The organism is Arthrobacter sp. NicSoilB11, assembly GCF_019977375.1.
Taxonomy (GTDB): Bacteria; Actinomycetota; Actinomycetes; order Actinomycetales; family Micrococcaceae; genus Arthrobacter.
Genome location: NZ_AP024657.1, coordinates 1,290,542 through 1,311,020, shown reverse-complemented (window position 1 = coordinate 1,311,020; position 20,479 = coordinate 1,290,542). Strand labels below are relative to the sequence as shown.

At 65.3% G+C, this 20,479-nt stretch carries 18 protein-coding genes; 6 read left to right on the top strand and 12 right to left on the bottom strand.

Annotated elements, in window-relative coordinates; genetic code table 11:
* Positions 1-88 precede the first annotated feature (88 nt).
* The 9 genes from LDO14_RS06190 to glyA form a co-directional block, all read right to left on the bottom strand.
* Positions 89-793, bottom strand: a complete 705-nt coding sequence (locus LDO14_RS06190; RefSeq protein WP_081620213.1) for a 2'-5' RNA ligase family protein — start codon at positions 791-793, stop codon at positions 89-91.
* 4 nt (positions 794-797) lie between these two features.
* Positions 798-1,841 carry a tryptophan--tRNA ligase gene (gene trpS, locus LDO14_RS06185; protein WP_018770224.1) on the bottom strand — a complete coding sequence of 348 codons (1,044 nt, stop codon included), beginning with the start codon at positions 1,839-1,841 and terminating at the stop codon, positions 798-800.
* Between the two features lie 15 nt (positions 1,842-1,856).
* Positions 1,857-2,690: an exodeoxyribonuclease III gene (locus LDO14_RS06180; RefSeq protein ID WP_018770225.1), complete on the bottom strand. Its 834-nt coding sequence runs from the start codon at positions 2,688-2,690 to the stop codon at positions 1,857-1,859.
* Between the two features lie 10 nt (positions 2,691-2,700).
* Positions 2,701-3,264, bottom strand: a complete 564-nt coding sequence (locus tag LDO14_RS06175; RefSeq protein ID WP_026265924.1) for a hypothetical protein — start codon at positions 3,262-3,264, stop codon at positions 2,701-2,703.
* 77 nt (positions 3,265-3,341) lie between these two features.
* Entirely contained in the window at positions 3,342-4,187 is an 846-nt protein-coding gene (locus LDO14_RS06170) for an ABC transporter permease (RefSeq protein ID WP_144600486.1), read from the bottom strand.
* On the bottom strand, positions 4,184-5,068 hold the full coding sequence (locus LDO14_RS06165) for an ABC transporter permease (protein ID WP_223994422.1): 885 nt from the start codon (positions 5,066-5,068) through the stop codon (positions 4,184-4,186). The genes LDO14_RS06170 and LDO14_RS06165 overlap by 4 nt, the downstream gene beginning before the upstream one ends.
* The gene (locus LDO14_RS06160) at positions 5,061-6,002 is read right to left on the bottom strand and encodes an ABC transporter ATP-binding protein (RefSeq protein ID WP_223995148.1); all 942 of its coding nucleotides are present in this window, start codon (positions 6,000-6,002) and stop codon (positions 5,061-5,063) included. Before LDO14_RS06160 ends, LDO14_RS06165 begins: the two co-directional genes overlap by 8 nt.
* Positions 6,003-6,163: 161 nt before the next feature.
* A complete protein-coding gene (locus tag LDO14_RS06155; RefSeq protein ID WP_018770230.1) occupies positions 6,164-7,066 on the bottom strand; it encodes a bifunctional methylenetetrahydrofolate dehydrogenase/methenyltetrahydrofolate cyclohydrolase in 903 nt (300 codons plus the stop codon).
* Between the two features lie 3 nt (positions 7,067-7,069).
* Entirely contained in the window at positions 7,070-8,368 is a 1,299-nt protein-coding gene (gene glyA / locus LDO14_RS06150; RefSeq protein WP_056393445.1) for a serine hydroxymethyltransferase, read from the bottom strand.
* Between the two features lie 275 nt (positions 8,369-8,643).
* Between glyA and purU the strand changes: the two genes are divergently transcribed.
* A complete protein-coding gene (purU, locus tag LDO14_RS06145) occupies positions 8,644-9,504 on the top strand; it encodes a formyltetrahydrofolate deformylase (protein WP_018770232.1) in 861 nt (286 codons plus the stop codon).
* A gap of 115 nt (positions 9,505-9,619) precedes the next feature.
* Positions 9,620-10,138, top strand: a complete 519-nt coding sequence (locus LDO14_RS06140) for a gamma carbonic anhydrase family protein (RefSeq protein ID WP_018770233.1) — start codon at positions 9,620-9,622, stop codon at positions 10,136-10,138.
* Between the two features lie 16 nt (positions 10,139-10,154).
* Here the strand turns inward: LDO14_RS06140 and LDO14_RS06135 are convergent, their stop codons facing one another.
* Complete coding sequence (locus LDO14_RS06135) at positions 10,155-11,891, bottom strand: NAD(P)/FAD-dependent oxidoreductase (protein ID WP_223994420.1); 1,737 nt, start codon at positions 11,889-11,891, stop codon at positions 10,155-10,157.
* Positions 11,888-13,318 (bottom strand): amino acid permease, encoded by a 1,431-nt coding sequence (locus tag LDO14_RS06130; RefSeq protein ID WP_346656253.1) that lies wholly within the window; start codon positions 13,316-13,318, stop codon positions 11,888-11,890. Before LDO14_RS06130 ends, LDO14_RS06135 begins: the two co-directional genes overlap by 4 nt.
* Positions 13,319-13,532: 214 nt before the next feature.
* Here LDO14_RS06130 and LDO14_RS06125 point away from each other — a divergent pair, with 214 nt between their 5' ends.
* The gene (locus LDO14_RS06125; RefSeq protein WP_134164626.1) at positions 13,533-15,152 is read left to right on the top strand and encodes a PucR family transcriptional regulator; all 1,620 of its coding nucleotides are present in this window, start codon (positions 13,533-13,535) and stop codon (positions 15,150-15,152) included.
* A gap of 6 nt (positions 15,153-15,158) precedes the next feature.
* Here the strand turns inward: LDO14_RS06125 and LDO14_RS06120 are convergent, their stop codons facing one another.
* Positions 15,159-16,016 (bottom strand): nitrilase-related carbon-nitrogen hydrolase, encoded by an 858-nt coding sequence (locus LDO14_RS06120; RefSeq protein WP_056393439.1) that lies wholly within the window; start codon positions 16,014-16,016, stop codon positions 15,159-15,161.
* Between the two features lie 239 nt (positions 16,017-16,255).
* Between LDO14_RS06120 and LDO14_RS06115 the strand changes: the two genes are divergently transcribed.
* The 3 genes from LDO14_RS06115 (at position 16,256) to mmsB (ending at position 20,466) form a co-directional block, all read left to right on the top strand.
* Positions 16,256-17,446 (top strand): ROK family transcriptional regulator, encoded by a 1,191-nt coding sequence (locus LDO14_RS06115; RefSeq protein WP_018770238.1) that lies wholly within the window; start codon positions 16,256-16,258, stop codon positions 17,444-17,446.
* Between the two features lie 131 nt (positions 17,447-17,577).
* Positions 17,578-19,137: a multiple monosaccharide ABC transporter ATP-binding protein gene (gene mmsA, locus LDO14_RS06110; RefSeq protein ID WP_056393438.1), complete on the top strand. Its 1,560-nt coding sequence runs from the start codon at positions 17,578-17,580 to the stop codon at positions 19,135-19,137.
* 45 nt (positions 19,138-19,182) lie between these two features.
* A complete protein-coding gene (gene mmsB / locus LDO14_RS06105; protein WP_056393436.1) occupies positions 19,183-20,466 on the top strand; it encodes a multiple monosaccharide ABC transporter permease in 1,284 nt (427 codons plus the stop codon).
* The last annotated feature ends 13 nt before the right edge of the window (positions 20,467-20,479 follow it).

Here is a 20,479-nt window from a genome sequence, read left to right as displayed (position 1 = left end):
GCCGGACCTGCGCGCCCGATTCCATTCCATCCGCTTTTGGATGACCTCCAGCTTCAGCCTGGCCTGCTCGGTGGGCAGCGGCTGCTGGTTACCCTGCGTCGGTTGGGGTGTCCGCGGCAGCGTCCGTGAACCGGGTGCCGGCGTTGTTGTCAGTTTCGGTCCCAAAATCCAGCTCTTCCCGTAGCTGCCAGATGCCGTCGGCATCGTGCTCGTAGAGTCCCATGCTAACCACAGGGAAGGTGGCCTTGTAGTTCTTCAGCACCGTTTCGGCCTCGTCAAGGCTTTCCGGGGCGACATCGTGGGCGATGGTGACGTGCGGATGGTAGGCAAAGGGCAGTTCACGGTGGAGTGGGCCCTGCTGGAGCTTGCGGTGCAGGTCCACGCAGTGCTCGAACCCGTCCTCCACATTGATGAAGACTACGGGGGAAACGGGCCGGAAAGTTCCGGTCCCGGCGATGGTCACCATGAACGGGCTCTGGCAGCGGGCCACTTCGCGGACATGCCGGAGGGTCGCTTCCCAGTCCTGGGTGGGGGTGGTGGTGACCAGCGTAATGTGGGCCGGTACCACGTCCGCCAGCGGGTCACCGAACGACGCCCGCCAGCGCTGCAGCTCTTCGGCGATGTCTGCCGGAAAGCCCAGGATGACGCCCACGCTGACCTCTTCGCTGCGGGCCACCTCATGGTTCGCCGCCGCATTCCGGCCTGGCTGGTCTCCCAAGCGGTCAGCCAGGGTCTGCTCCACCTGGCCGGCAGAGCAGGCACCTCCCCTGGCGGTGACTTTTCCCGAAGACATGGCGCTAGCGGACTCCCGCGAGGCTGAGGGACGGCAGGAAGCCCATGCGCTCGTAGACCTGGGCAAGGGTGACGGAGGCGATCTCGCGGGCCCGCTCAGCGCCAAGGGCCAGCAGCCGGTCAAGCTCGGCGGGATCTGCCATCAGCTCATTGGTCCGGTTGCGCAGCGGGGTGATGAAGTCCACCACAACTTCGGCGAGGTCAACCTTGAGGTGGCCGTACATCTTGCCCTGGTACTCGGCTTCAAGCTCCGCCACGGACTTGCCCGTCAGCGAGGAGTAGATGGTCAGCAGGTTGGACACGCCGGGCTTTTCCTCAGGGTCGAAGCGGATGTCCGTGCCGGCGTCGGTCACTGCCGACTTGATGCGCTTGGCTGCGATCTTGGGATCCTCCAGCAGCTGGATGGCACCGTTGGGCGACTCCCCCGTCTTGGACATCTTGGCGCTGGGATTCTGGAGGTCGTAGATCTTGGCGCTTTCCTTGACGATCGTGGCCTCCGGAACCGTGAAGGTGTGGCCGAACCGGGTATTGAAACGCTGCGCCAGGTTCCGCGTCAGTTCCAGGTGCTGCCGCTGGTCCTCGCCGACGGGCACGAGGTCGCTCTGGTACAGGAGAATGTCCGCGGCCATCAGGGTGGGGTAGGCGAACAGGCCCAGTGTTGCGGAGTCCGCGCCGGACTTCTGGGTTTTGTCCTTGAATTGGGTCATCCGGGAAGCCTCGCCAAACCCGGTAATGCAGTTCAGCGCCCACGCAAGCTGCGCATGCTCGGGAACATGGGACTGGACGAAGAAGATGCTCTTGTCCGGGTCGATGCCGGCCGCGATGTACTGGGCAGCCACAATGCGGGTCCGCTTGGCCAGCTCGGCGGGGTCGAAGTCCACCGTGATGGCGTGCAGGTCCGGGATGAAAAAGACGGCGTCGTACTCCGCCTGCATGTCCACCCAGTTGCGCACGGCACCGATATAGTTGCCCAGGTGCAGGGAGTCGGCGGTGGGCTTGGCGCCGGAAAGGATGCGCTTCTTGGCAGTGGAGGAAGTCTGGCTGGTCATGGAAAACTTTCGGGCTTAGAGCTGGTAATCCACTACCAGCGGGGCGTGATCGGAGAAGCGGGTGTCCCAGGAGGCTGCACGGTCCACGACAGCCGAAATGGCGGAGGCCGCCAGTTCGGGGGTGGCCATGTGGTAGTCGATGCGCCAGCCGGTGTCGTTGTCGAATGCCTTGCCGCGCCAGGACCACCATGTGTAGGGCCCGTCGACATCCCCGGCCAGGGTCCGGTGGACGTCATGCCAGCCGATCTCCTCACCGAAGAACCGGTCGAAGTAGGCACGTTCCTCCGGCAGGTGCCCGGCCTTCTTGAGGTTGCCCTTGGAGTTCCTGATGTCACGGGGGGTGTGCGCCACGTTGAGGTCGCCCACCACCAGGGCGTGGTCGCTGTGCTTGGTCAGTTCCGGCAGGCGGGTGGTCATGACGTCCAGGAAGCGGAACTTGTCATCCTGCTTGGGCGTCCCCACTTCACCGGAATGCACATAGGCGCTGGCAACCGTGAGCTGCACGGGGTTCCCTGCGGCGTCGGGGACGCGGAAGTCGGCTTCAACCCAGCGCCCGGCGGTGGCGAAGTAGTCGTCACCGATGCCGTTCCTGGTGGCCAGGGGCTCCTGGCGGGAGGCAATGGCGACGCCGGCACGGCCTTTTGCTTCCGCTTCCGCGTGCAGGATATGCCAGTCCTCCCCCAGCAGTTGCCGGACGACGGCGTCAGGGGCTCGGACCTCCTGCAGGCAGAGGATGTCCACTTCCCGCGGCTCAAGCCAGGCCGCCATTCCGTTCTTGTAGGCAGCCCGGAGGCCGTTTACGTTGACGGATGCGATGCGAAGGTGGTCCTTGTTCAATGCCGAGCTCACCCGCTCCACTCTAGTCGATGATGGTTCCGGTCACCGGCTCCCCGCTGCCGCCGGAGGACTTGATCATGTCCCGGGCGTTGGTGGCTGTGATTTCGATGGTTTCAAGGGCGCGGTTGATCGTGTCCTGGTTGGCGGCGGCGCCCTTGGCCCGCTCCTCCTCCACCACGCGGACCTGCACCTGGACGATCTTGAAGGAATGGTCCAGCTTCAGGTCGCGCACCTCGTCTGCCTCGGAACGTTCGTAGACCACCCGGGTGCCGCCGTGGTCGGCGGAGGTGCGGGCCGGTACGCGGCCGGTGACGGTGTTGAAGGCGCTCTGGGCTTCGGACAGCTTTGCGCCCGCTTTCCTGGCGGCCCGCTGGATGCTGAAGACCACAAACGCAGCCAGTGCCAGCCAGAAGGCGGCGATGATGGCGACAACCCAGCCCACCACGTCGTTCTGGTTTGCGGCGAAGATCACGGCCACAATGAACGCCGTCACCAGGACCATCAGGCCCGGCCCGCTGATCCGGAACATGGAAAAACCGCCCCGGGCGGGTTTGGAAGATGACGAGGAGCTGCCCAATGTTCGCATGCAGCCATTGTCTCAAACGGCGGACTGTGCTCCCGCCGCCTTCCACCCCCGGCGAACAGGGCAGCTCGCCGGGCAGGCTATTTCAGGAACAAACTCCGCAGGCGCAGCGTGGTCAGCAGCATCCCGACGGCGGTCATCACCAGGTAGTAGCCAACATGCAGTGGCGTGGCAGCCGTAAAAGTGCCCACACTGATCTGCCGCAGCAGTTCCACCCCGTGCCAGAGCGGCATGGCCTGGATGAACCACTGGATGGGCTGTGGGTAGACGCTGAGCGGGTAGAACGTGGCGCTGAACAGGAACATGGGCAGCAGGATGAAGTTGATCCAGTCCATCTGCTGGAAGGTCTTGAGGAAGCTGGTGATGCCCATGCCCAGGCTGGCGAACCCAAAGGCGATCAGCACCGAGGCTGGGATCATCAGCAGTGCCCAGGGCGTGGTGATCAGTCCCATGATGCCCATGACCGCAGTGAAGCCGGTGGCGTAGAGCATCCCCCGCAGCAGGGCCAGGAAGATCTCGCCAAGCGCCACGTCCAGCGGGCCCAGGGACGTATACAGCATGCCCTGGTAGAGCTTGGCGAAGTTCATCTTGAAGAAGACGTTCCAGGTGGAGTCATAGACGGCGCCGTTCATCGCGGAGACGGCCAGCAGTGCCGGTGCGATGTAGGCCGCATAGCTGATGGTGGTTCCGTTGGGTCCCTGGACGCTGCCAACGATGGCGCCCAGTCCCACCCCCATGGAAAGGAGGAACAGCACCGGCTCAAAGAACCCGGACAGCATCACCAGCCAGTTGGTGCTCCGTGTGGCCATCAGCCCACGGGCAATGACTGCCCTGGCATTGCCTGAATACAGGGGCCCGAAAGTGCGGCTGCGGGCTTGCTCCGCGGCGCTCCGGGAGGCGCCGGCGGGACCGGAGAATGTGCTCACTGGCCCATCCTCAGGGCAAACCGGCGCCGCGTCAGGACCCAGCCGGTGACTGCCAACCCCGCCAGGACGGCCGCATGGAGCACGCTGAGGATCGCCGGTTCGCGGTATCCGAAGCTGAGCACCCGGCCCAGTTCGGTGCCATGCCAGATGGGCGAAATCCAGCCCACCCAGCGGACCGCCAACGGCAGGTTGTCCAGCGGAAAGAACGTCCCGGAGAACAGGAAGAGCGGCATCACGATGAACCGCATCACCAGTGCGAACTGCCCCTTGTCTTCGGTGATCGATGCGGAATATGCCATCAGCGGCAGCCCGAAGGCCAGCCCGGTCAGGGTGGCCACCAGTATCCCGGCCCAGCCCCAGCCCGACGGCGAGGCACCGAACAGTGCCACGGCCGCGAAGTAGATGGCCGACTGCAGCACCAGGCGCAGCGTCACGGCCACGACCTGCCCGGCGGCGATCTGCTGCGGCGTCAGCGGCGACGCGTGCGGGCCGTAGTAGACCCGGCGCCATTTGAACCCTGCCATGACGGGAAAAGTGAACTCGTTGGCTGCCGTCATCACGGCGGCGGACACCAGCAGCGCCGGGGCGATAAAGGCGAGGTAGGACACGCCGCCAAAGGCCGCGTTGCCGGTATCCACCAGGGTGGCCAGTCCCACCCCCATGGCGAAGAGGTACGCCACCGGTTGGCCCACGCTGTACATCAGGATGGACCAGCTGTAACCCTTCATCACCCGGAGCACCTGCTCGGCATAGTAGAAGGAGCCCCAGCGCCGCGCCCTTGCCGCCGAAACCGCCGGCGCATGCGCGCGCAGGCCGCCCGGCTGCGCGGCCCCTGCCTGCCCTCCGGTCGGCTGCCGCCCGGACGCCTGCCTATCAGTCAATGAGGCTCCTGCCGGTGAGCCGAAGGAACACATCCTCCAGCGACGACCGACGGACCAGCGATGTCAGCGGCCTCAGGCCGCGGGCCGACACCTGCTCAAGGGCTGACTCGCCGTCGTGCGCGTACATCAGCACCCGGTCCGGCAGCACCTCAAGCCGTTCCCCGATGCCTTCCAGCCGGGACGCGATTGCGGCGTTCCGCTCGGAACCAAACCGCAGTTCCACCACCTCCCGGGTGGAATGCCCGCGGATCAGCTGCGCGGGCGAGCCCTCGGCCATGATCCGGCCCTTGTCCACCACGATCAGCCGGTCGCAGAGCTGCTCGGCCTCATCCATGTAATGGGTGGTGAGGATCAGCGTGACGCCCTGCTCCTTGAGCCGGAACAGGCGGTCCCACAGGATGTGCCGGGCCTGGGGATCCAGGCCCGTGGTGGGCTCGTCCAGCAGCAGGATCTGCGGCTCGTTGATCAGGGAACGGGCGATGGTCAGGCGGCGTTTCATGCCGCCGGAGAGCGCGTCCACCTTGGATCTCGCTTTGTCCGTCAGCTGTGCGAACTCCAGCAGTTCATCGGCCTTGGGCCTGAGGTAGCTCATGGGCAGGCCGAAGTAGCGGCCGTAGACCAGGAGGTTGTCGCGGACGCGGAGTTCCTCGTCCAGGTTGTCCTGCTGCGGAACCACGCCCAGGTGGGCGCGTACCTCGGGTCCGTGCGTGTCCGGGTCCAGGCCCATGATGGTGAGCCGGCCGGCGGACCGGCGGGTCACGCCGCCGATCATCTTCATGGTGGTGGATTTGCCCGCCCCGTTGGGCCCCAGGAGGCCGAAGGACTCCCCCGTTTGCACGGTGAACGAGATGCCGTCCACGGCGGCCACGTCGCCGTAGGTCTTGGTCAGGTTTTCGGCGGAGATGACGGTGCCGGACGGCGGACCCCCGGTCATCGTGCCGGAGGGGGTAAGGGCGTGGTTGTGCACCTGTGCAGACTAGTGGAGGCGCGGCGCAGGTGGAAGTGTGCTTGCAGTTACGTTGAAACGGACGACGGCGGCACGGCGCCTTCCCTGCGGAAGGTACCGTGCCGCCGTCGTGCACTTAGTGCCGGGGACTAGTGCGCGTTGGCTGCCGCGCGTTCGGCGGCCTCCACCACGTTGGTCATCAGCAGCGCCACGGTCATGGGACCGACGCCCCCGGGGTTCGGCGAAATCCAGCCGGCCACATCGGCGGCGGCGGGATCGATGTCGCCGTAGACGCGGCTCTTGCCGGTGTCCGGATCGGTCTCGCGGGTAACGCCGACATCCAGCACCGCCGCGCCCGGCTTTACGTCCGCGGCCTTGACGATGTGCTTCACACCGGCCGCGCCCACGATGACGTCCGCCTGCCGGAGCAGTTCTGACAGGTTCCTGGTCCCGGTATGGGTCAGGGTCACGGTGGCGTTCACCTCGCGCCGCGTGAGCAGCAGGCCGATGGAGCGGCCGATCGTGACGCCGCGCCCCACCACCACAACGTGCTTGCCTGCCAGGCTGTATCCGTTGCGCTCCAGGAGCTCGATGACCCCGCGGGGGGTGCACGGCAGCGGCGTGGTGATCTTGTTGTTGACGTTCAGCACAAGCCGGCCAAGGTTGGTGGGGTGCAGGCCGTCGGCATCCTTGGCGGGATCGATGCGCTCCAGGATGGCGTCCGTGTCCAGGTGCTTGGGCAGCGGCAACTGCACAATGTAGCCGTGGCAGGCCGGGTCCGCATTGAGTTCGTCAATGAGGGCCTCCACCTGTTCCTGCGTGGCATCGGCCGGAAGCTCACGCTGGATGGAGTTCATCCCGATCTGCTCGGACTGCTTGTGCTTCATGGACACGTACAGCTGCGAGGCGGGGTCCGCTCCCACCAGCACAGTGGCGATGCCGGGCGTGACGCCCTTGGCCTTGAGTGCGGCCACTCGTTCGGTCAGCTCGGCCTTGATGGCGGCGGCGGTAGCCTTGCCGTCAAGGATCTGTGCGGTTGTGGTTTCAGCCATCGGTTACCACTGCTCGTGCTGCGGGTAGAGCGGGAAGTCGGCTGCCAGCTTGTCCACGCGGGCCTGCAGGGCCTCGACGTCGGCGCTGGTGCCTGCCTTGAGGGCGGTGGCGATGATCTCGGCCACCTCGGTGAATTCGGCGGCACCGAAGCCGCGGGTGGCCAGGGCCGGGGTGCCGATGCGCAGGCCGGAGGTGACCATCGGCGGGCGGGGGTCGAACGGCACGGCGTTGCGGTTGACGGTGATGCCAACCGAGTGCAGCAGGTCTTCTGCCTGCTGGCCGTCCAGCTGCGAGTTGCGAAGGTCCACGAGCACCAGGTGGACGTCCGTGCCGCCGGTGAGGACGGAGACGCCGGCCTCTGACACGTCGGCCTGGTTCAGGCGGTCGGCGATGATCCGGGCGCCTTCCAGGACGCGCTCCTGGCGCTCCTTGAATTCCTGGGTACCGGCGATCTTGAAGGCCACGGCCTTGGCGGCGATGACGTGCATCAGCGGCCCGCCCTGCTGGCCCGGGAAGACGCTGGAGTTCAGCTTCTTGGCCCACTGCTCCTTGGCGAGGATCACGCCCGAGCGGGGCCCTGCCAGGGTCTTGTGCACGGTGGAGGTGACGACGTCGGAGTGCGGCACCGGGCTCGGGTGCAGTCCGGCGGCAACCAGTCCGGCGAAGTGTGCCATGTCGGTCCAGAGCAGCGCGCCAACCTCATCGGCGATGGAGCGGAAGGCGGCGAAGTCGAGGTGGCGCGGGTAGGCGGACCAGCCGGCGATGATGACCTGCGGCTTTTCGGCGATGGCCTGCTCGCGGAGCTTGTCCATGTCGATGCGGAAGGTATCTTCCTCGACCTGGTAGGCGGCCACCTGGTACAGCTTGCCGGAGAAGTTCAGCTTCATGCCGTGGGTCAGGTGCCCGCCGTGGGCCAGGGACAGGCCCAGGATCTTGTCGCCCGGGGTGATCATGGCGGAGAGGGCGGCGGCGTTGGCCTGCGCGCCGGAGTGCGGCTGGACGTTGGCGTATTCGGCGCCGAACAGTGCCTTGACCCTGTCGATGGCCAGCTGCTCTGCGATGTCGACGTATTCACAGCCGCCGTAGTAGCGGCGGCCCGGGTAGCCCTCGGCGTACTTGTTGGTGAGGACGGAGCCCTGGGCTTCCATCACGGCGCGGGGCGCAAAGTTTTCGGAGGCAATCATCTCCAGGGTGCCGCGCTGGCGGCCGAGCTCCTGGTCCAGCACTGCTGCAATTTCGGGATCGAGCTCAGCCAACGGCTGGTTGCTCACGGCTGTGGTTGAGGTGGCTGTAGTAGTCACGGAGAACTCCTGGCTAGGGATATGGGCACTGCTTAGGTCAGGCTACCGGGTGGCGCACTTTCGCACCGCGTTGATGACAGGGCGTGAAAGCTCGGCATGGCACTGCTGCGCTGACGCGGGTGCAGCCCCATTTCCGGCAAAACATGACCCTCGGCCCAGGCGTACGATCCGTGGTCTTCGTGATTGCCGCTCCCTGGTGGTTAGCCACCCAACGCCAGTTGCGACCATCCCAGCCTACCAAAACCGGCGCCCCCGGCGCGGGTAGGCTATTACGCGTGAATGAAGAGCAGCTGAACCAAGCGTACGTTGTAACCCTGTCCTGCCCGGACCGTCCCGGAATCGTCCACGCGGTGGCCGGAGCGCTGCTGGTGGCGGGGTGCAACATCACGGATTCGCAGCAGTACGGCAGCCCTTCAACCGGGAACTTCTTCATGCGCGTTGAGGTGACCACGGCAGCCCCCAAGTCGGAGCTCCGTGCCGCGCTGGAGCCAGTGGCGGAGGCCTTCTCCATGCAGTGGAACCTCAATACTGTTGGCGACAAGGTGCGCACCCTGGTGATGGCCAGCACTTCTGCCCACTGCCTCAACGACCTGCTGTTCCAGCAGCGCTCGGGCACCCTGCCCATTGAGATTCCCGCCATTGTGTCCAACCACCAGGATCTCGCCGGGCTGGCCGAGTTCTACGGCATCCCCTTCCACTACATCCCGGTGACCAAGGACGCCAAGGTGCAGGCGGAGGACAAACTTCGCGCCATCATCGCGGAGCACGATATCGAGTTGACCGTGCTGGCCCGCTACATGCAGATCCTCTCCGATGAACTCTGCACCGAGCTGACCGGCAAGGCCATCAACATCCACCACTCGTTCCTGCCCTCCTTCAAGGGCGCCAAGCCGTACCACCAGGCACATGCCCGCGGCGTGAAGCTGATCGGTGCCACGGCTCACTATGTGACGGCCGCCCTGGATGAGGGGCCCATCATCGAACAGGAAGTCATCCGGGTGGACCACGCCCGCACCCCTGAGCAGTTCGTGCAGATGGGCCGCGACGTGGAGGGGCGCACGCTGGTCCAGGCCGTGCAGTGGCACGCCGAGCACCGCGTGCTCCTGGACGGCAACCGAACAGTGGTCTTCAACTGACGGTGGTCTTCAACTGACGCGGTCTTCAACTAGGTAGCAGTAGATGCCGTTTTGGGGCCTCGAAACGGCATCTACTGCGAGTCAGTTGGGTGCAGGGGTGGCTTAGGGTGAAGCCATGGCTCCTCTGTACCCTTTCGCCGGAAATTCCCCGGCTGTCCATGACTCAGCGTTCGTAGCCCCGTCGGCCTCGATCATCGGCAACGCCAGCCTGGGACCGGATTCCAGTGCCTTCTACGGCGTCTCCGTCCGCGCCGACACCGCTGCCATCACCGTGGGTGCCGGCAGCAACCTGCAGGACAACGTGGTGCTGCACGCCGACCCCGGCTTCCCCTGCACGGTGGGCGAACGGGTCAGCGTGGGGCACGCCGCCGTCGTCCATGGCTGCACGGTGGAGGACGACTGCCTGATCGGCATGGGCGCCACCGTCCTCAACGGCGCCGTGATCGGCGCCGGCTCGCTGGTGGCGGCCGGCGCCGTCGTGCTTGAAGGCACGGTGGTTCCGCCCCGGTCGCTGGTGGCGGGCGTGCCCGCCAAGGTGCGCCGCGAACTCACGGATGAAGAGTTCGACGGCGTCCGCGCCAATGCGGCGCGCTACGTGGAACTCGCGGCGAAACACCGCGAGCTCCACGCCTGACCCAGTCCGGCCTGCATCAGTCCAGGCTGATGGGCCCGAACTCGTCCAGCAGGTCGCCCGGGCCGGGGTTGCCCGGCGCGGAGGACCCGCCCAGGTGCTTCACCACGCCCCACACCGCGTTCAGCCCCGTAGTGACGGCGCCTTCCGCCCAGCCGGCGGTGAAGGAGACGTCGTCGCCGGCCAGGAAGATGCCGCGCTGGGACTCCGGCAGTTTGTCCTGCTTGAAGTGGGTGAACAGCCTCTGCTGGTAGCGGTAGTGGCCGGGGAGGTTGGCTTTGAAGGCACCCATGAAGTTGGGGTCCGCCTCCCAGGACACGGTGATGGGCTGGCCCACGATGTGCCCTGCGATGTCCACTCCGGGGTAGATCTGTTCGAGCGAGTGCAGCATCAGTTCCACGCGTTCGTCGGCGTCAAGGGCCAGCCACTTCAGCGCGTCGTCGTTCCAGGTGTAGGAGAGCAGGATGACGGCGGGCTGGTCAGGGCCGTTGTCCAGCAGGTAGGTGGCGCGGTTCAGCCTGTCGGTCAGCGTCATGGACAGGACCTCGTTGCCGGTGTCCGGGTCGATGTCCTTCCAGAACGGCCGGTCCACCATGACGAACGTCTTGGAGGACTGCATGTAGTGCGAGCGCTCCATCGCGGTCCACAGCTCGGCCGGGAACAAGGCCTCCTCCGTGTGGATCCGGGTGGACAGCAGCCAGGACTGGCAGGTGGTCACCACCGCCGGGTAGCTGGCCTCGCGGCCCCAGCGTTCACGGATCCGCAGGTTCCCGTCCGGGTCGCGGCTGATCCTTCCCACGGCACCGCGGGGCGATCCGGAGTGCAGCGAGGAAAGGGAGGTGCCGGCGGGCCAGTGCACCATGTCCGACGGCGCGTGCTGCCAGAGTGCCTCGGGCAGGCGCTGTGCTCCCCCGCGGATCAGCCGGTGCTGGTCGTCCGCGTCGGTGTAGACCACGCGAAGGATTTCAAGGATGGAGTTGGGGAAGTCGGTGTCCCAGCCGCCGGTGCCGAACCCCACCTGGCCAAAGGCCTCCCGGTGGGCGAAGCCTGCCTTCTTGAAGGACTCGCTGGCTGCGATGAAGCCGTAGAAGGTCTGCTCGTCCATGAGCGGCAGCAGTTCGTTCCAGAGGTCCTTGATGCGGGCCATGTCCCGGGCCCGGATGGCGTCCTGCATTTCGACGAACTTGGCGCCGTCATTGACCGCGGCCTTCCAGGCGTCGGCCACCTCGCGGAAGAACGGCGGAAGGTCGCCCGGCTTCTCCGCATAGTGCTTCTTGCCGGCCAGCTCGATCACGGTGCTGGACGTGGCCTCGGCGAGGGGGTTTGGGAACTCCTGGGTCTCCAGGCCCAGCAGGTCCACGTAATGGTAGAAGGCCTTGCCCGATACCGGGAAGCGCATCCCGCCCAGGTCCGCCACCACTCCGGGCGCTGCGGGGAAGGCGGCGGTGCGGAGCCGCCCGCCGATCTGGTCCGCTTCATAGACCACGGGCCGCAGTCCCAGTTTCATCAGTTCATAGGCGGTCACCAGGCCGGAGAGGCCGGCGCCGATGACGGCAACTTCCGTGCCGTAAAGCTCCGGCGGGACGGAACCCAGGCCATCGGGGTGGGCCAGGTAGTGGTCGTAGCTGAACGGAAAGTCGGGGTTCAGCATGGTGATGGGGGCCGCGTGTCCGGCGACGCCCCGTCCGGCGGCGTCTGCGGGAGCCGCTGAGGTGCTGGAGGGGTCGAAGGCCGGCAGTTCGGTTGCGGTTGTCATGATAGTTCTGCTTTCACAGGTTCCTGGCGTGGGGCCTTGGCGGTCAGTTCACGGTAGTCGAGCTCACTGAGAGCCGCTACCTTCGAGTTCCGGCGTCCATAGCCGAAGTAGATGGCGATCCCCACCAGCATCCAGGCACCAAAGACAACCCAGGTATCGGCTCCAAGGTTGGCCATCAGGTAGGCGCACATCAGCGTGCCCAGCACGGGAGTCAAGGGATACAGCGGCACCCGGAAGCTTCGCTTGAGGTCCGGCCGGTTGCGCCGCAGGTAGATGACGGCGACATTGACCAGCGCGAAGGCGAACAGGGTTCCGATGCTGGTGGCATCGGCGAGGGCGCCGAGCGGGACCAGGCCCGCGGTGAGTGCGACGGCGGTGCCGACAATCAGGGTTCCCGCGGCCGGGGTGCCGGTCCGGGCGGAGACGCGTCCAAAGACCTCGGGCACCAGGCCGTCCCGGGACATCGAGAGCAGGATGCGGGTCTGGCCATACAGGACCGTGAGCACGATGCTGGCGATCGCAAGGACAGCGCCGACCGAAAAGACCAAGGCGATCCACGGCTGGTTGGTGGTCTCCTCCAGGATCTGGACCAGGGCGGCTTCGGTGCCGTCGAACCAGCCCCAGGGCCGGGCACCGATGGCGGCGACGGCCACGAGGACGTAGATGCTGGTGACGATCACCATGGACAGCAGGATGGCGCGGGGAAGATCGCGTTTGGGGTTCCTGGCCTCTTCGCCCGCAGTGGATGCCGCGTCGAAACCGATGTAGGAAAAGAACACCCGGGAAGCGGCCGCGGACACACCTGCGGCACCCATGGGAAAGAGCGGTTCGAAGTTGCCGGCGTTGAAGGCGGTAAAGGCAACAGCGCAGAAGAACAGCAGGATGCCGATCTTGATGATGACGACGGCGGTGTTGATCCAGGCGCTTTCACGGGCGCCGCGGACCAGCAGGACCATGGCCAGCACCACGATGGCCACCGCTGGGATGTTCACCAGTCCGCCGTCCCCGGGCGGCTGCGACATGGCATCGGGCAGCACCTGGCCGAACGCTGCCAGCGCCTCGTTGACGTACTGCCCTGCCCCCACAGCTACGGCAGCGACGGAGACGGCGTATTCAAGGACAAGGCACCACCCGCAGATCCAGGCCATCCCCTCGCCCATGGTGGCGTAGGAGTAGGAGTAGCTGGAGCCCGCCACGGGGACCAGGCCGGCCATTTCGGCGTAGGACACCGCGGAGAGCAGCGCGGCCAGGCCGGCGATGACGAAAGAGATCCAGATGGCCGGGCCGGCCAACGGAACCGACTCGCCAAGGATCACCAGGATGCCCGTCCCCAGGGTGGCGCCCACGCTGATCATGGTCAGGTGGAGGATGCCGAAACTGCGAACCAGTCCAGTGCCGTCCTGGCCTGTTCCGGCCTCGCTGACCATCTGGCCGATCGGTTTACGGCGCAGCAGCTGTGTCCGGAGGCTGGGCCGCACGCCGCTTGGCACAAGAGTTTGTTCGGTGGTCACAGGCACAGTCACCGTTGACGTCCCTTCAGAGTAGTTGTCGGTTTCCCCTTCCCAAGGTTGGCATGTGAGCCAACTCTCAGCGCGGTGCAAAATGACTTATAGTGATCCACCATGAGACTTAATGCACATGATGTCCGCTGAGCCGGCCACGTCAGGACGGCTGAGCTTCGTCACCCTCCAGCAGTTCCTCGACCAGCTGCCGCCGCTGTTGACAATGCTTCACGACGGCGGCAGCGGCGGCCGGCTGCTGCGGTGGGTTGAGCCCAGTGAGCTGGAGGACCCCACGCCCTACCTTCCGGAGGGGGAATTCCTGCTCACCGCCGGCCTCCCCTTCCTTGGTGACGGGGGATCACCCGCCAGCGTGGACGCCTATGTCCGCCGGCTGGTGGAGGCCAAGGTGGCGGCCCTGGGCTTCGGGATCAGGCCGTACTTCGACGCCGTCCCGGAGGTGGTCCTCGACGCGTGCCGGCGGCACAACCTCACCTTGTTCGAGGTGCCCGAGTCGCTTCCCTTCGCGGCGATCGGCCTGCAGTTTTCCCAGCTCCTGGAAACCGACAACGCCAGGGTCTTCCGGCAGCTGGCAGAGACCAACCGGCAGCTCATGCGCGCCGTCCTCTCCCCCAAACCGGAGCACGAACTGCTGGCTGCGCTGGTCCAGCGCGTGCCCGTGTGGGCCGTGATGGTGGGAGCGGACGGCCGGGTCCGGGCCCGGGGCACCAGCGCCGGCGGGAGCACCGCCGTCGAACTTTCCCTGCTGGAACCCATGCTGGAACGGCTGCTGTCCGGCCGTGGCCCCCGGGTGGAAATGGACGGCTTTGACCAGCCCGGCTCGGCGCTGGTGGTGGGCCATCCGCTGCGGAGCACCAGGGACGCCAACCTCGGTGCCCTGATCCTGGGCTCGGACGATCCGCTGACCCCCGCCCAGAACAACGTGGTCCAGTCCGCCGTCGGACTGCTGGAGCTGCTGGTCCGGCAGCGAACCAGTGGCTCGCTCGCCCCCAGCCAGCTGGCCACCGCCGTCCTGCTGCACCCCGAGAGCCTCACCACCGGCGGGAGCAAGCACGTCAACGGGCTCAAGGACCTGCTGGCGCAGAGCCTGTCTTCCACCCGGTCCGCGCCCATCCGCGTGCTTCAAGGCGTCAAGGTGGATGCCCCGGAGTGGCCGGCGGGAGACAGCCCCGTCAGGGAACTGCTGCAGTGGCGGCGCATGTTCGACACCAAGCTGGTGGAGATCACCGACTACGGGTTCGCCGCGCTGACCCGGCTCAAGGTGGACGACGCGCTGCTTGCCGACGTCGAGAGGCTCGGCTGGCGCCTGGTGATCGGCGAACCCACCGAGCTGACTAGCCTTCCCGCCGCGTACCAACGGGCCACGTCCCTGCGCAGCCGGGTCCAGCGAAGTGGACAGAGCCTGCGGGCCGACGAGGTGTCCTGGTCGGTCACGGGCCTGCTGGGCCGTGAGGCCGGAACCTTGCTGGCCGAGCGGCTCCTCCATCCTGTCCTGGCGCTCGAACCGGACCGGCGCGATCCGCTGCTGGCCGTCCTGCGTGGCTGGCTTGGCGAAAACGGCAGCTGGGATGGTTCCGCCAAGCTGCTGGGGCTGCACCGCAACAGCGTGCGGCGGCAGATCGGCGTCATTGCCGACCTGCTGGGGATGGACCTGAACCAGGCGCAGGTGCGGGCTGAGCTCTGGATTGCGCTGCAGTACACCGAAGGGCTGACCGGCGGGGCGGCGGGAAACGGCGCCTGAAGGCAGTTATCCGCCCTGCTGGCCTGCTTCCCGCGCCAGGCCGGCCTCCCACTCCCGGTAAAGCTCCGGCCGGCGTTCCCGCAGGTACGGCACCTCGTCCCTGGCTGCGCGCACCGCATCAGGGCCTATCTCCGCGAAAAGCACTGCAGGGGTGTCCGCTGCTTCGGCGAGGAGCCTGCCGTCGGGTCCCGCCACCACGCTTCCGCCGCCGAAAGTGTAGGCGTCCTCGACCCCACAGTGGTTGGCATAGGCAACATAAAGTTGGCTTTCCAGCGCCCGCGCCCGGATGAGTACCTGGGGCACGGCCTCGTAACCGGCCGACAGGGCAGTGGGGACCAGGAGCAGTTCCGCGCCGCGGGCCGCCGCTGCCCGGGCGGCCTCGGGGAACTCGATGTCGTAGCAGATCAGCAGGGAGGTGCGGACACCCTCGAAATCCACGACGGCGGGAGGTTGCGCGGCTGCCACGAACGCCTTGCGTTCCTCATTGCCGAACAGATGCACCTTGGCATACCTGAGGAGTTCGGTGCCCGTGGCATCAACCAGGGTCGCTGTAATGTGCCACGCGGGGCTGCCGGCGACCCCAGCGCCCGCACCGTCCCCAGCCGCTTCGGCGGGCAGGCTGTAGACAAGGGCAATCCTGTTACGGCGGGCGATATCAGCCAGCCGTTCGCGGACAGCGGGAAAGGTTGCCGGGTCCAGGTCGCCGCGCACCCGCAGCGGGGCGTAGCCCACGGGGAAAAGCTCCGGCGTCAGGAGCAGGTGGGCACCGGCACGGGCAGCCCGGGTGGCGGCGTCGTCGATGGTCCGAAGGTTGGCCTCGACGTCCAGGACCACGGCGTTCGCCTGCAGGACGGACAGCAGCATCGTTACCACCTTCTGTATCCCCGTCCATCTGAAATGGCTGGGCCCGACTGATCTCTCGTTCCAGCCTAACCAGCCGCCAGCGGAGGATTGTGGGTCGTTTGGACCCGGGCGCCCGCGCGCCGGGACGGAATGCACAGATGCCGCGGAGGGTACTCATGACGGCCGATTTCCTGCATGCCCGTACAGGCCATGCGTTAACTTCTTGACTACAAGAGCAGCGATAGGGCAATCTTCTTAGCATGTCCGCAACCACGCGCTCAACGAGGAGCAAGCCCAAGAATCCGGGGTCCCAGTCCGCCCTGCGGCAACTGAACCAGCAGCGGATTATTGAGGCACTCATGGGCGGCCCGTCCACGCAGGCGGAGCTCGCCCGGCAGACGGGGCTCTCCACCGCCACCGTCTCGAACATCGTCAAAATCATGCTTGACTCCGGCCTGGCATCCACAGAGCCGATAACCAGTTCAGGGCGCCGGGCGCTGAATGTGCGACTGAACAGCAACGGCGCCGTGGCGGTCGGCATCGACTTCGGCCGGCGGCACCTGCGGGTGGTCCTGGCCTCGCTCAGCTACCACGTCATCGCTGAAGAATCAGTGCTGCTCCCGCTGGGCCACCAGGCGGATGAGGGCATCCATGCAGCGGTGGAACTACTGGAGAAACTACTCCGGGAAAGCGGGGTGGAACGCACCTCCGTGGTGGGCGCCGGCGTCGGTATTCCGGGCCCCATTGACCGGCGGACCGGGACCGTGGCCCAAGGGGCCATCCTTCCCGAATGGGTGGGCATCAACATCCTTCAGCACCTGGAGGAAACGTTGAGAATCCCCGTATTCGTTGACAACGACGCCAATCTGGGCGCATGGTCCGAGGTGACCTGGGGGCAGCACTCCGGCGTCAGCAACCTGATGTTCCTGAAGATCGGTTCCGGCATCGGCGCCGGCTTGATCCTCAACGGTTCGCCGTACTACGGCAACGTTGGAATCACCGGCGAAATAGGCCATGCCACCATCCACGAACAGGGCCTGGTGTGCCGCTGCGGCAACCGTGGATGCCTCGAAACCATAGCATCCACCACCACCATGATTGAGCTCCTCAGCCGGGGCGAGGACCGGCCATTGACGCCGGCGGATATTGTCCGCAAGGCCCTGAACAGGGACTCCGCCACCCTGCGTGTGGTGGACGATGCGGGACTGGCGGTGGGCCGGGCGCTGGGCAATGTTGCGAACCTGATCAACCCCGAGGTGATCGTGGTGGGCGGGCCGCTGGCAGGCCTGGGGGACATCCTCCTGGACCCAATCAGGAGGGGGCTGATCCGGCATGCGGTGCCGGTCATCGGGGAGACCACCACCCTCACCATGTCCTCCCTGGGCGATCGGGCAGAGGCCCTCGGCGCGGCCGCCCTGGTCTTCCAGCACGCCGGAATCCGCAAGCCGTAGACCACATCGTTACCCAGCAATTGCGTTAAAGACTTGACGACAACAGCTGTGATCCAGTTTACTTTTGGTTCAGACGGCCCTGCGCTTTGCCGGCCGGACAAAGAAGTCATTGCATTGGAGGGTTAGGGTTCATGACGTCCCAGACCACGCATACGGATCCGATCATTCTCGAGATGCGGTCCATCACCAAGGAATTCCCCGGCGTTAAAGCGTTGGATAACGTAAGCCTTCGGGTCAAAGCCGGTGAGATCCACGCCATTTGCGGCGAGAACGGCGCCGGCAAATCCACCCTGATGAAAGTCCTCTCCGGCGTTTACCCTTACGGCAGCTACGACGGCGACATCGTCTACCAGGGGCAGGTCCAGCAGTTCAGGGATATCCGGGCCAGCGAACACGCCGGCATCGTGATCATCCACCAGGAACTGGCGTTGATCCCGGAGCTGTCCATCATGGAGAACATCTTCCTTGGCAACGAACCCACAAAGCGGGGCGTGATCGACTGGGCCGAAGCCAGGCTGCGGTCACTGGACCTGCTGGCGAGGGTGGGCCTGCGGGATGATCCGGACACGCCCATCAAGGAGATCGGCGTAGGCAAGCAGCAGCTGGTGGAGATCGCCAAAGCGCTAAACAAGTCCGTGAAGATCCTGATCCTGGACGAGCCCACTGCCGCCCTCAACGAGTCCGACTCCCAGCACCTGCTGGACCTGATGCTCGGGCTGAAGGCCAAGGGCATCACGTCCATCATCATTTCCCACAAGCTAAACGAAATTGAGCAGATCGCCGACTCCATCACCATCATCCGTGACGGCAAATCCATCGAAACCCTTGACGTGAAGGCCGACGGCGTGGACGAAGACCGTATTATCAAGGGCATGGTGGGGCGGACCCTCGAGTCCCGCTTCCCGGACCACACCCCCAAGATCGGCGAAGTGTTCTTCGAGGTGAAGAACTGGACCGTCGCCCATCCTCAGATCCAGGACCGGCTGGTATGTAAGAATTCCAGCTTCTTTGTACGCCGCGGCGAGATCGTCGGCTTCGCCGGGCTGATGGGCGCGGGCCGCACCGAACTGGCCCGTTCCGTCTTCGGCCGGTCGTACGGCCATTTCGTCTCCGGCCAGATCTATATCAACGGCAAGGAAGTCACACTCAAAAGCGTCCACCAAGCTATCGACGCCGGACTGGGCTACGTTACCGAAGACCGGAAATCCCTCGGACTGAATTTGCTTGACGACATCAAGACCACAACGGTCTCCGCCAACCTCGAAAAGATCAGCAAACGCAGTGTGGTGGACACCAACCAGGAATTCGCTGTGGCGGAGCAGTATCGTCGGTCGCTGCGGACCAAGGCCCCTTCAGTACAGGAAGGGGTGGCCAAGCTGTCCGGCGGCAACCAGCAAAAGGTGGTCCTGGCCAAATGGATGTTTACGGACCCCGACCTGCTGATCCTGGACGAACCCACCCGCGGCATCGACGTCGGGGCCAAGTACGAGATCTACGGCATCATCCAGGAGCTTGCCAACCAGGGCAAGGGCGTCATCGTGATTTCCTCTGAGCTGCCGGAACTTCTGGGTCTCTCGGACCGCATCTACACGATCTTCGAGGGTGCCATCACCGGGGTGCTCAACAAAGAGGAAGCCAGCCAGGAAAGCCTGATGAAGCTCATGACCTCCACCACTCGAAAAGCTGCCTAACCCTCTGGAGCTTTCCAGAACCTTCCAGAAACAAGGACCAAAACAATGAACGCGCTCAAGAAACTCTTCGGTGGTGACACCCGCCAGTTCGGGATGATCTTTGCCTTGGTGGCTCTGATAGTTCTCTTCCAGTGGCTCACCGGCGGCATCACGCTTACCCCGGGTAACGTCATCAACCTCTTCAATGGCAACTCCTATATCCTCATCCTCGCCATCGGCATGGTGCTGGTGATCATCGCCGGCCACATCGACTTGTCGGTAGGCTCGGTGGCGGCGTTCGTCGGGATGATGGTGGCCATCACGATGCGGGACTGGAACCTCCCTTGGTACCTGGCTATCCTCCTGGGCCTCGGCCTGGGGGCCGCTATCGGAGCCTGGCAAGGGTGGTGGACGGCCTATGTCGGCATCCCCGCATTCATCGTCACCTTGGCGGGCATGCTGATCTTCCGCGGGGCGCAGCAGTTTGTTGGCCAGTCCAACTCCATTCCTGTCCCAAGGGAGTTCCAGTACATCGGAGCAGGCTACCTGCCTGAAGTCGGGCCAGACACTGGGTTCAACAACCTCACGCTCCTCCTTGGACTTGCAGCAGTCGCGTTCGTGGTCTTTAGTGAAATACGGCGCCGGCGCATGGCCAAAGCCCTCGGCGCTGAGGTTTCGGAGACCTGGGTGAGCGTCCTCAGGCTGGTCCTGATTTGCGGCGCAATTCTGTACGCGACCTACCTGTTCGCCACTGGCCGTCCGGGCACCTCCTTCCCAATCCCCGGCCTCATTCTCGCTGTGCTGGTCTTGATTTATGGCTTCATTTCCTCGAAAACGGTCGTTGGACGGCACGTATATGCGGTGGGTGGCAACCGCCACGCGGCAGAACTCTCCGGCGTGAAGTCAAAGAAGATCAACTTCCTGGTCATGATGAACATGTCCATCATCGCCGGACTGGCCGGAATGATCTTCGTTGCCCGTTCCACCTCGGCGGGACCTTCTGACGGCACAGGCTGGGAACTTGATGCCATCGCCGCAGTGTTCATCGGCGGTGCGGCGGTGACTGGCGGCGTCGGTACGGTCATCGGCTCCATCGTCGGTGGTCTGGTGATGGCCGTGTTGAACAATGGTCTGCAGTTGCTCAGCGTCGGCGCTGACTGGCAGTCCATGATCAAAGGCCTGGTGCTGCTGGTGGCAGTTGCCATCGATGTGTACAACAAGTCACAGGGACGGGCGTCAATTATCGGATTGATGATGAAGAACTTCAACCGTCCATCCAGCGGACCCGGCACCCCTCTTCAGCCGGACGAGGTCACCTCTACACGAGAAACCATCTCCAGGGAAGCCTGATCAGGACTTCCTG

Bases quoted from the DNA above. Each gene is read 5' to 3' on its own strand.
- LDO14_RS06155 (WP_018770230.1), bottom strand. From the start codon at position 7,066: ATGGCTGAAACCACAACCGCACAGATCCTTGACGGCAAGGCTACCGCC.
- LDO14_RS06125 (WP_134164626.1), top strand. From the start codon at position 13,533: ATGTCCGCTGAGCCGGCCACGTCAGGACGGCTGAGCTTCGTCACCCTC.
- LDO14_RS06190 (WP_081620213.1), bottom strand. From the start codon at position 793: ATGTCTTCGGGAAAAGTCACCGCCAGGGGAGGTGCCTGCTCTGCCGGC.
- LDO14_RS06160 (WP_223995148.1), bottom strand. From the start codon at position 6,002: ATGACCGGGGGTCCGCCGTCCGGCACCGTCATCTCCGCCGAAAACCTG.
- mmsA (WP_056393438.1), top strand. From the start codon at position 17,578: ATGACGTCCCAGACCACGCATACGGATCCGATCATTCTCGAGATGCGG.
- mmsB (WP_056393436.1), top strand. From the start codon at position 19,183: ATGAACGCGCTCAAGAAACTCTTCGGTGGTGACACCCGCCAGTTCGGG.
- LDO14_RS06175 (WP_026265924.1), bottom strand. From the start codon at position 3,264: ATGCGAACATTGGGCAGCTCCTCGTCATCTTCCAAACCCGCCCGGGGC.
- trpS (WP_018770224.1), bottom strand. From the start codon at position 1,841: ATGACCAGCCAGACTTCCTCCACTGCCAAGAAGCGCATCCTTTCCGGC.
- LDO14_RS06140 (WP_018770233.1), top strand. From the start codon at position 9,620: ATGGCTCCTCTGTACCCTTTCGCCGGAAATTCCCCGGCTGTCCATGAC.
- LDO14_RS06120 (WP_056393439.1), bottom strand. From the start codon at position 16,016: ATGCTGCTGTCCGTCCTGCAGGCGAACGCCGTGGTCCTGGACGTCGAG.
- LDO14_RS06135 (WP_223994420.1), bottom strand. From the start codon at position 11,891: ATGACAACCGCAACCGAACTGCCGGCCTTCGACCCCTCCAGCACCTCA.
- LDO14_RS06115 (WP_018770238.1), top strand. From the start codon at position 16,256: ATGTCCGCAACCACGCGCTCAACGAGGAGCAAGCCCAAGAATCCGGGG.
- LDO14_RS06130 (WP_346656253.1), bottom strand. From the start codon at position 13,318: ATGGTCAGCGAGGCCGGAACAGGCCAGGACGGCACTGGACTGGTTCGC.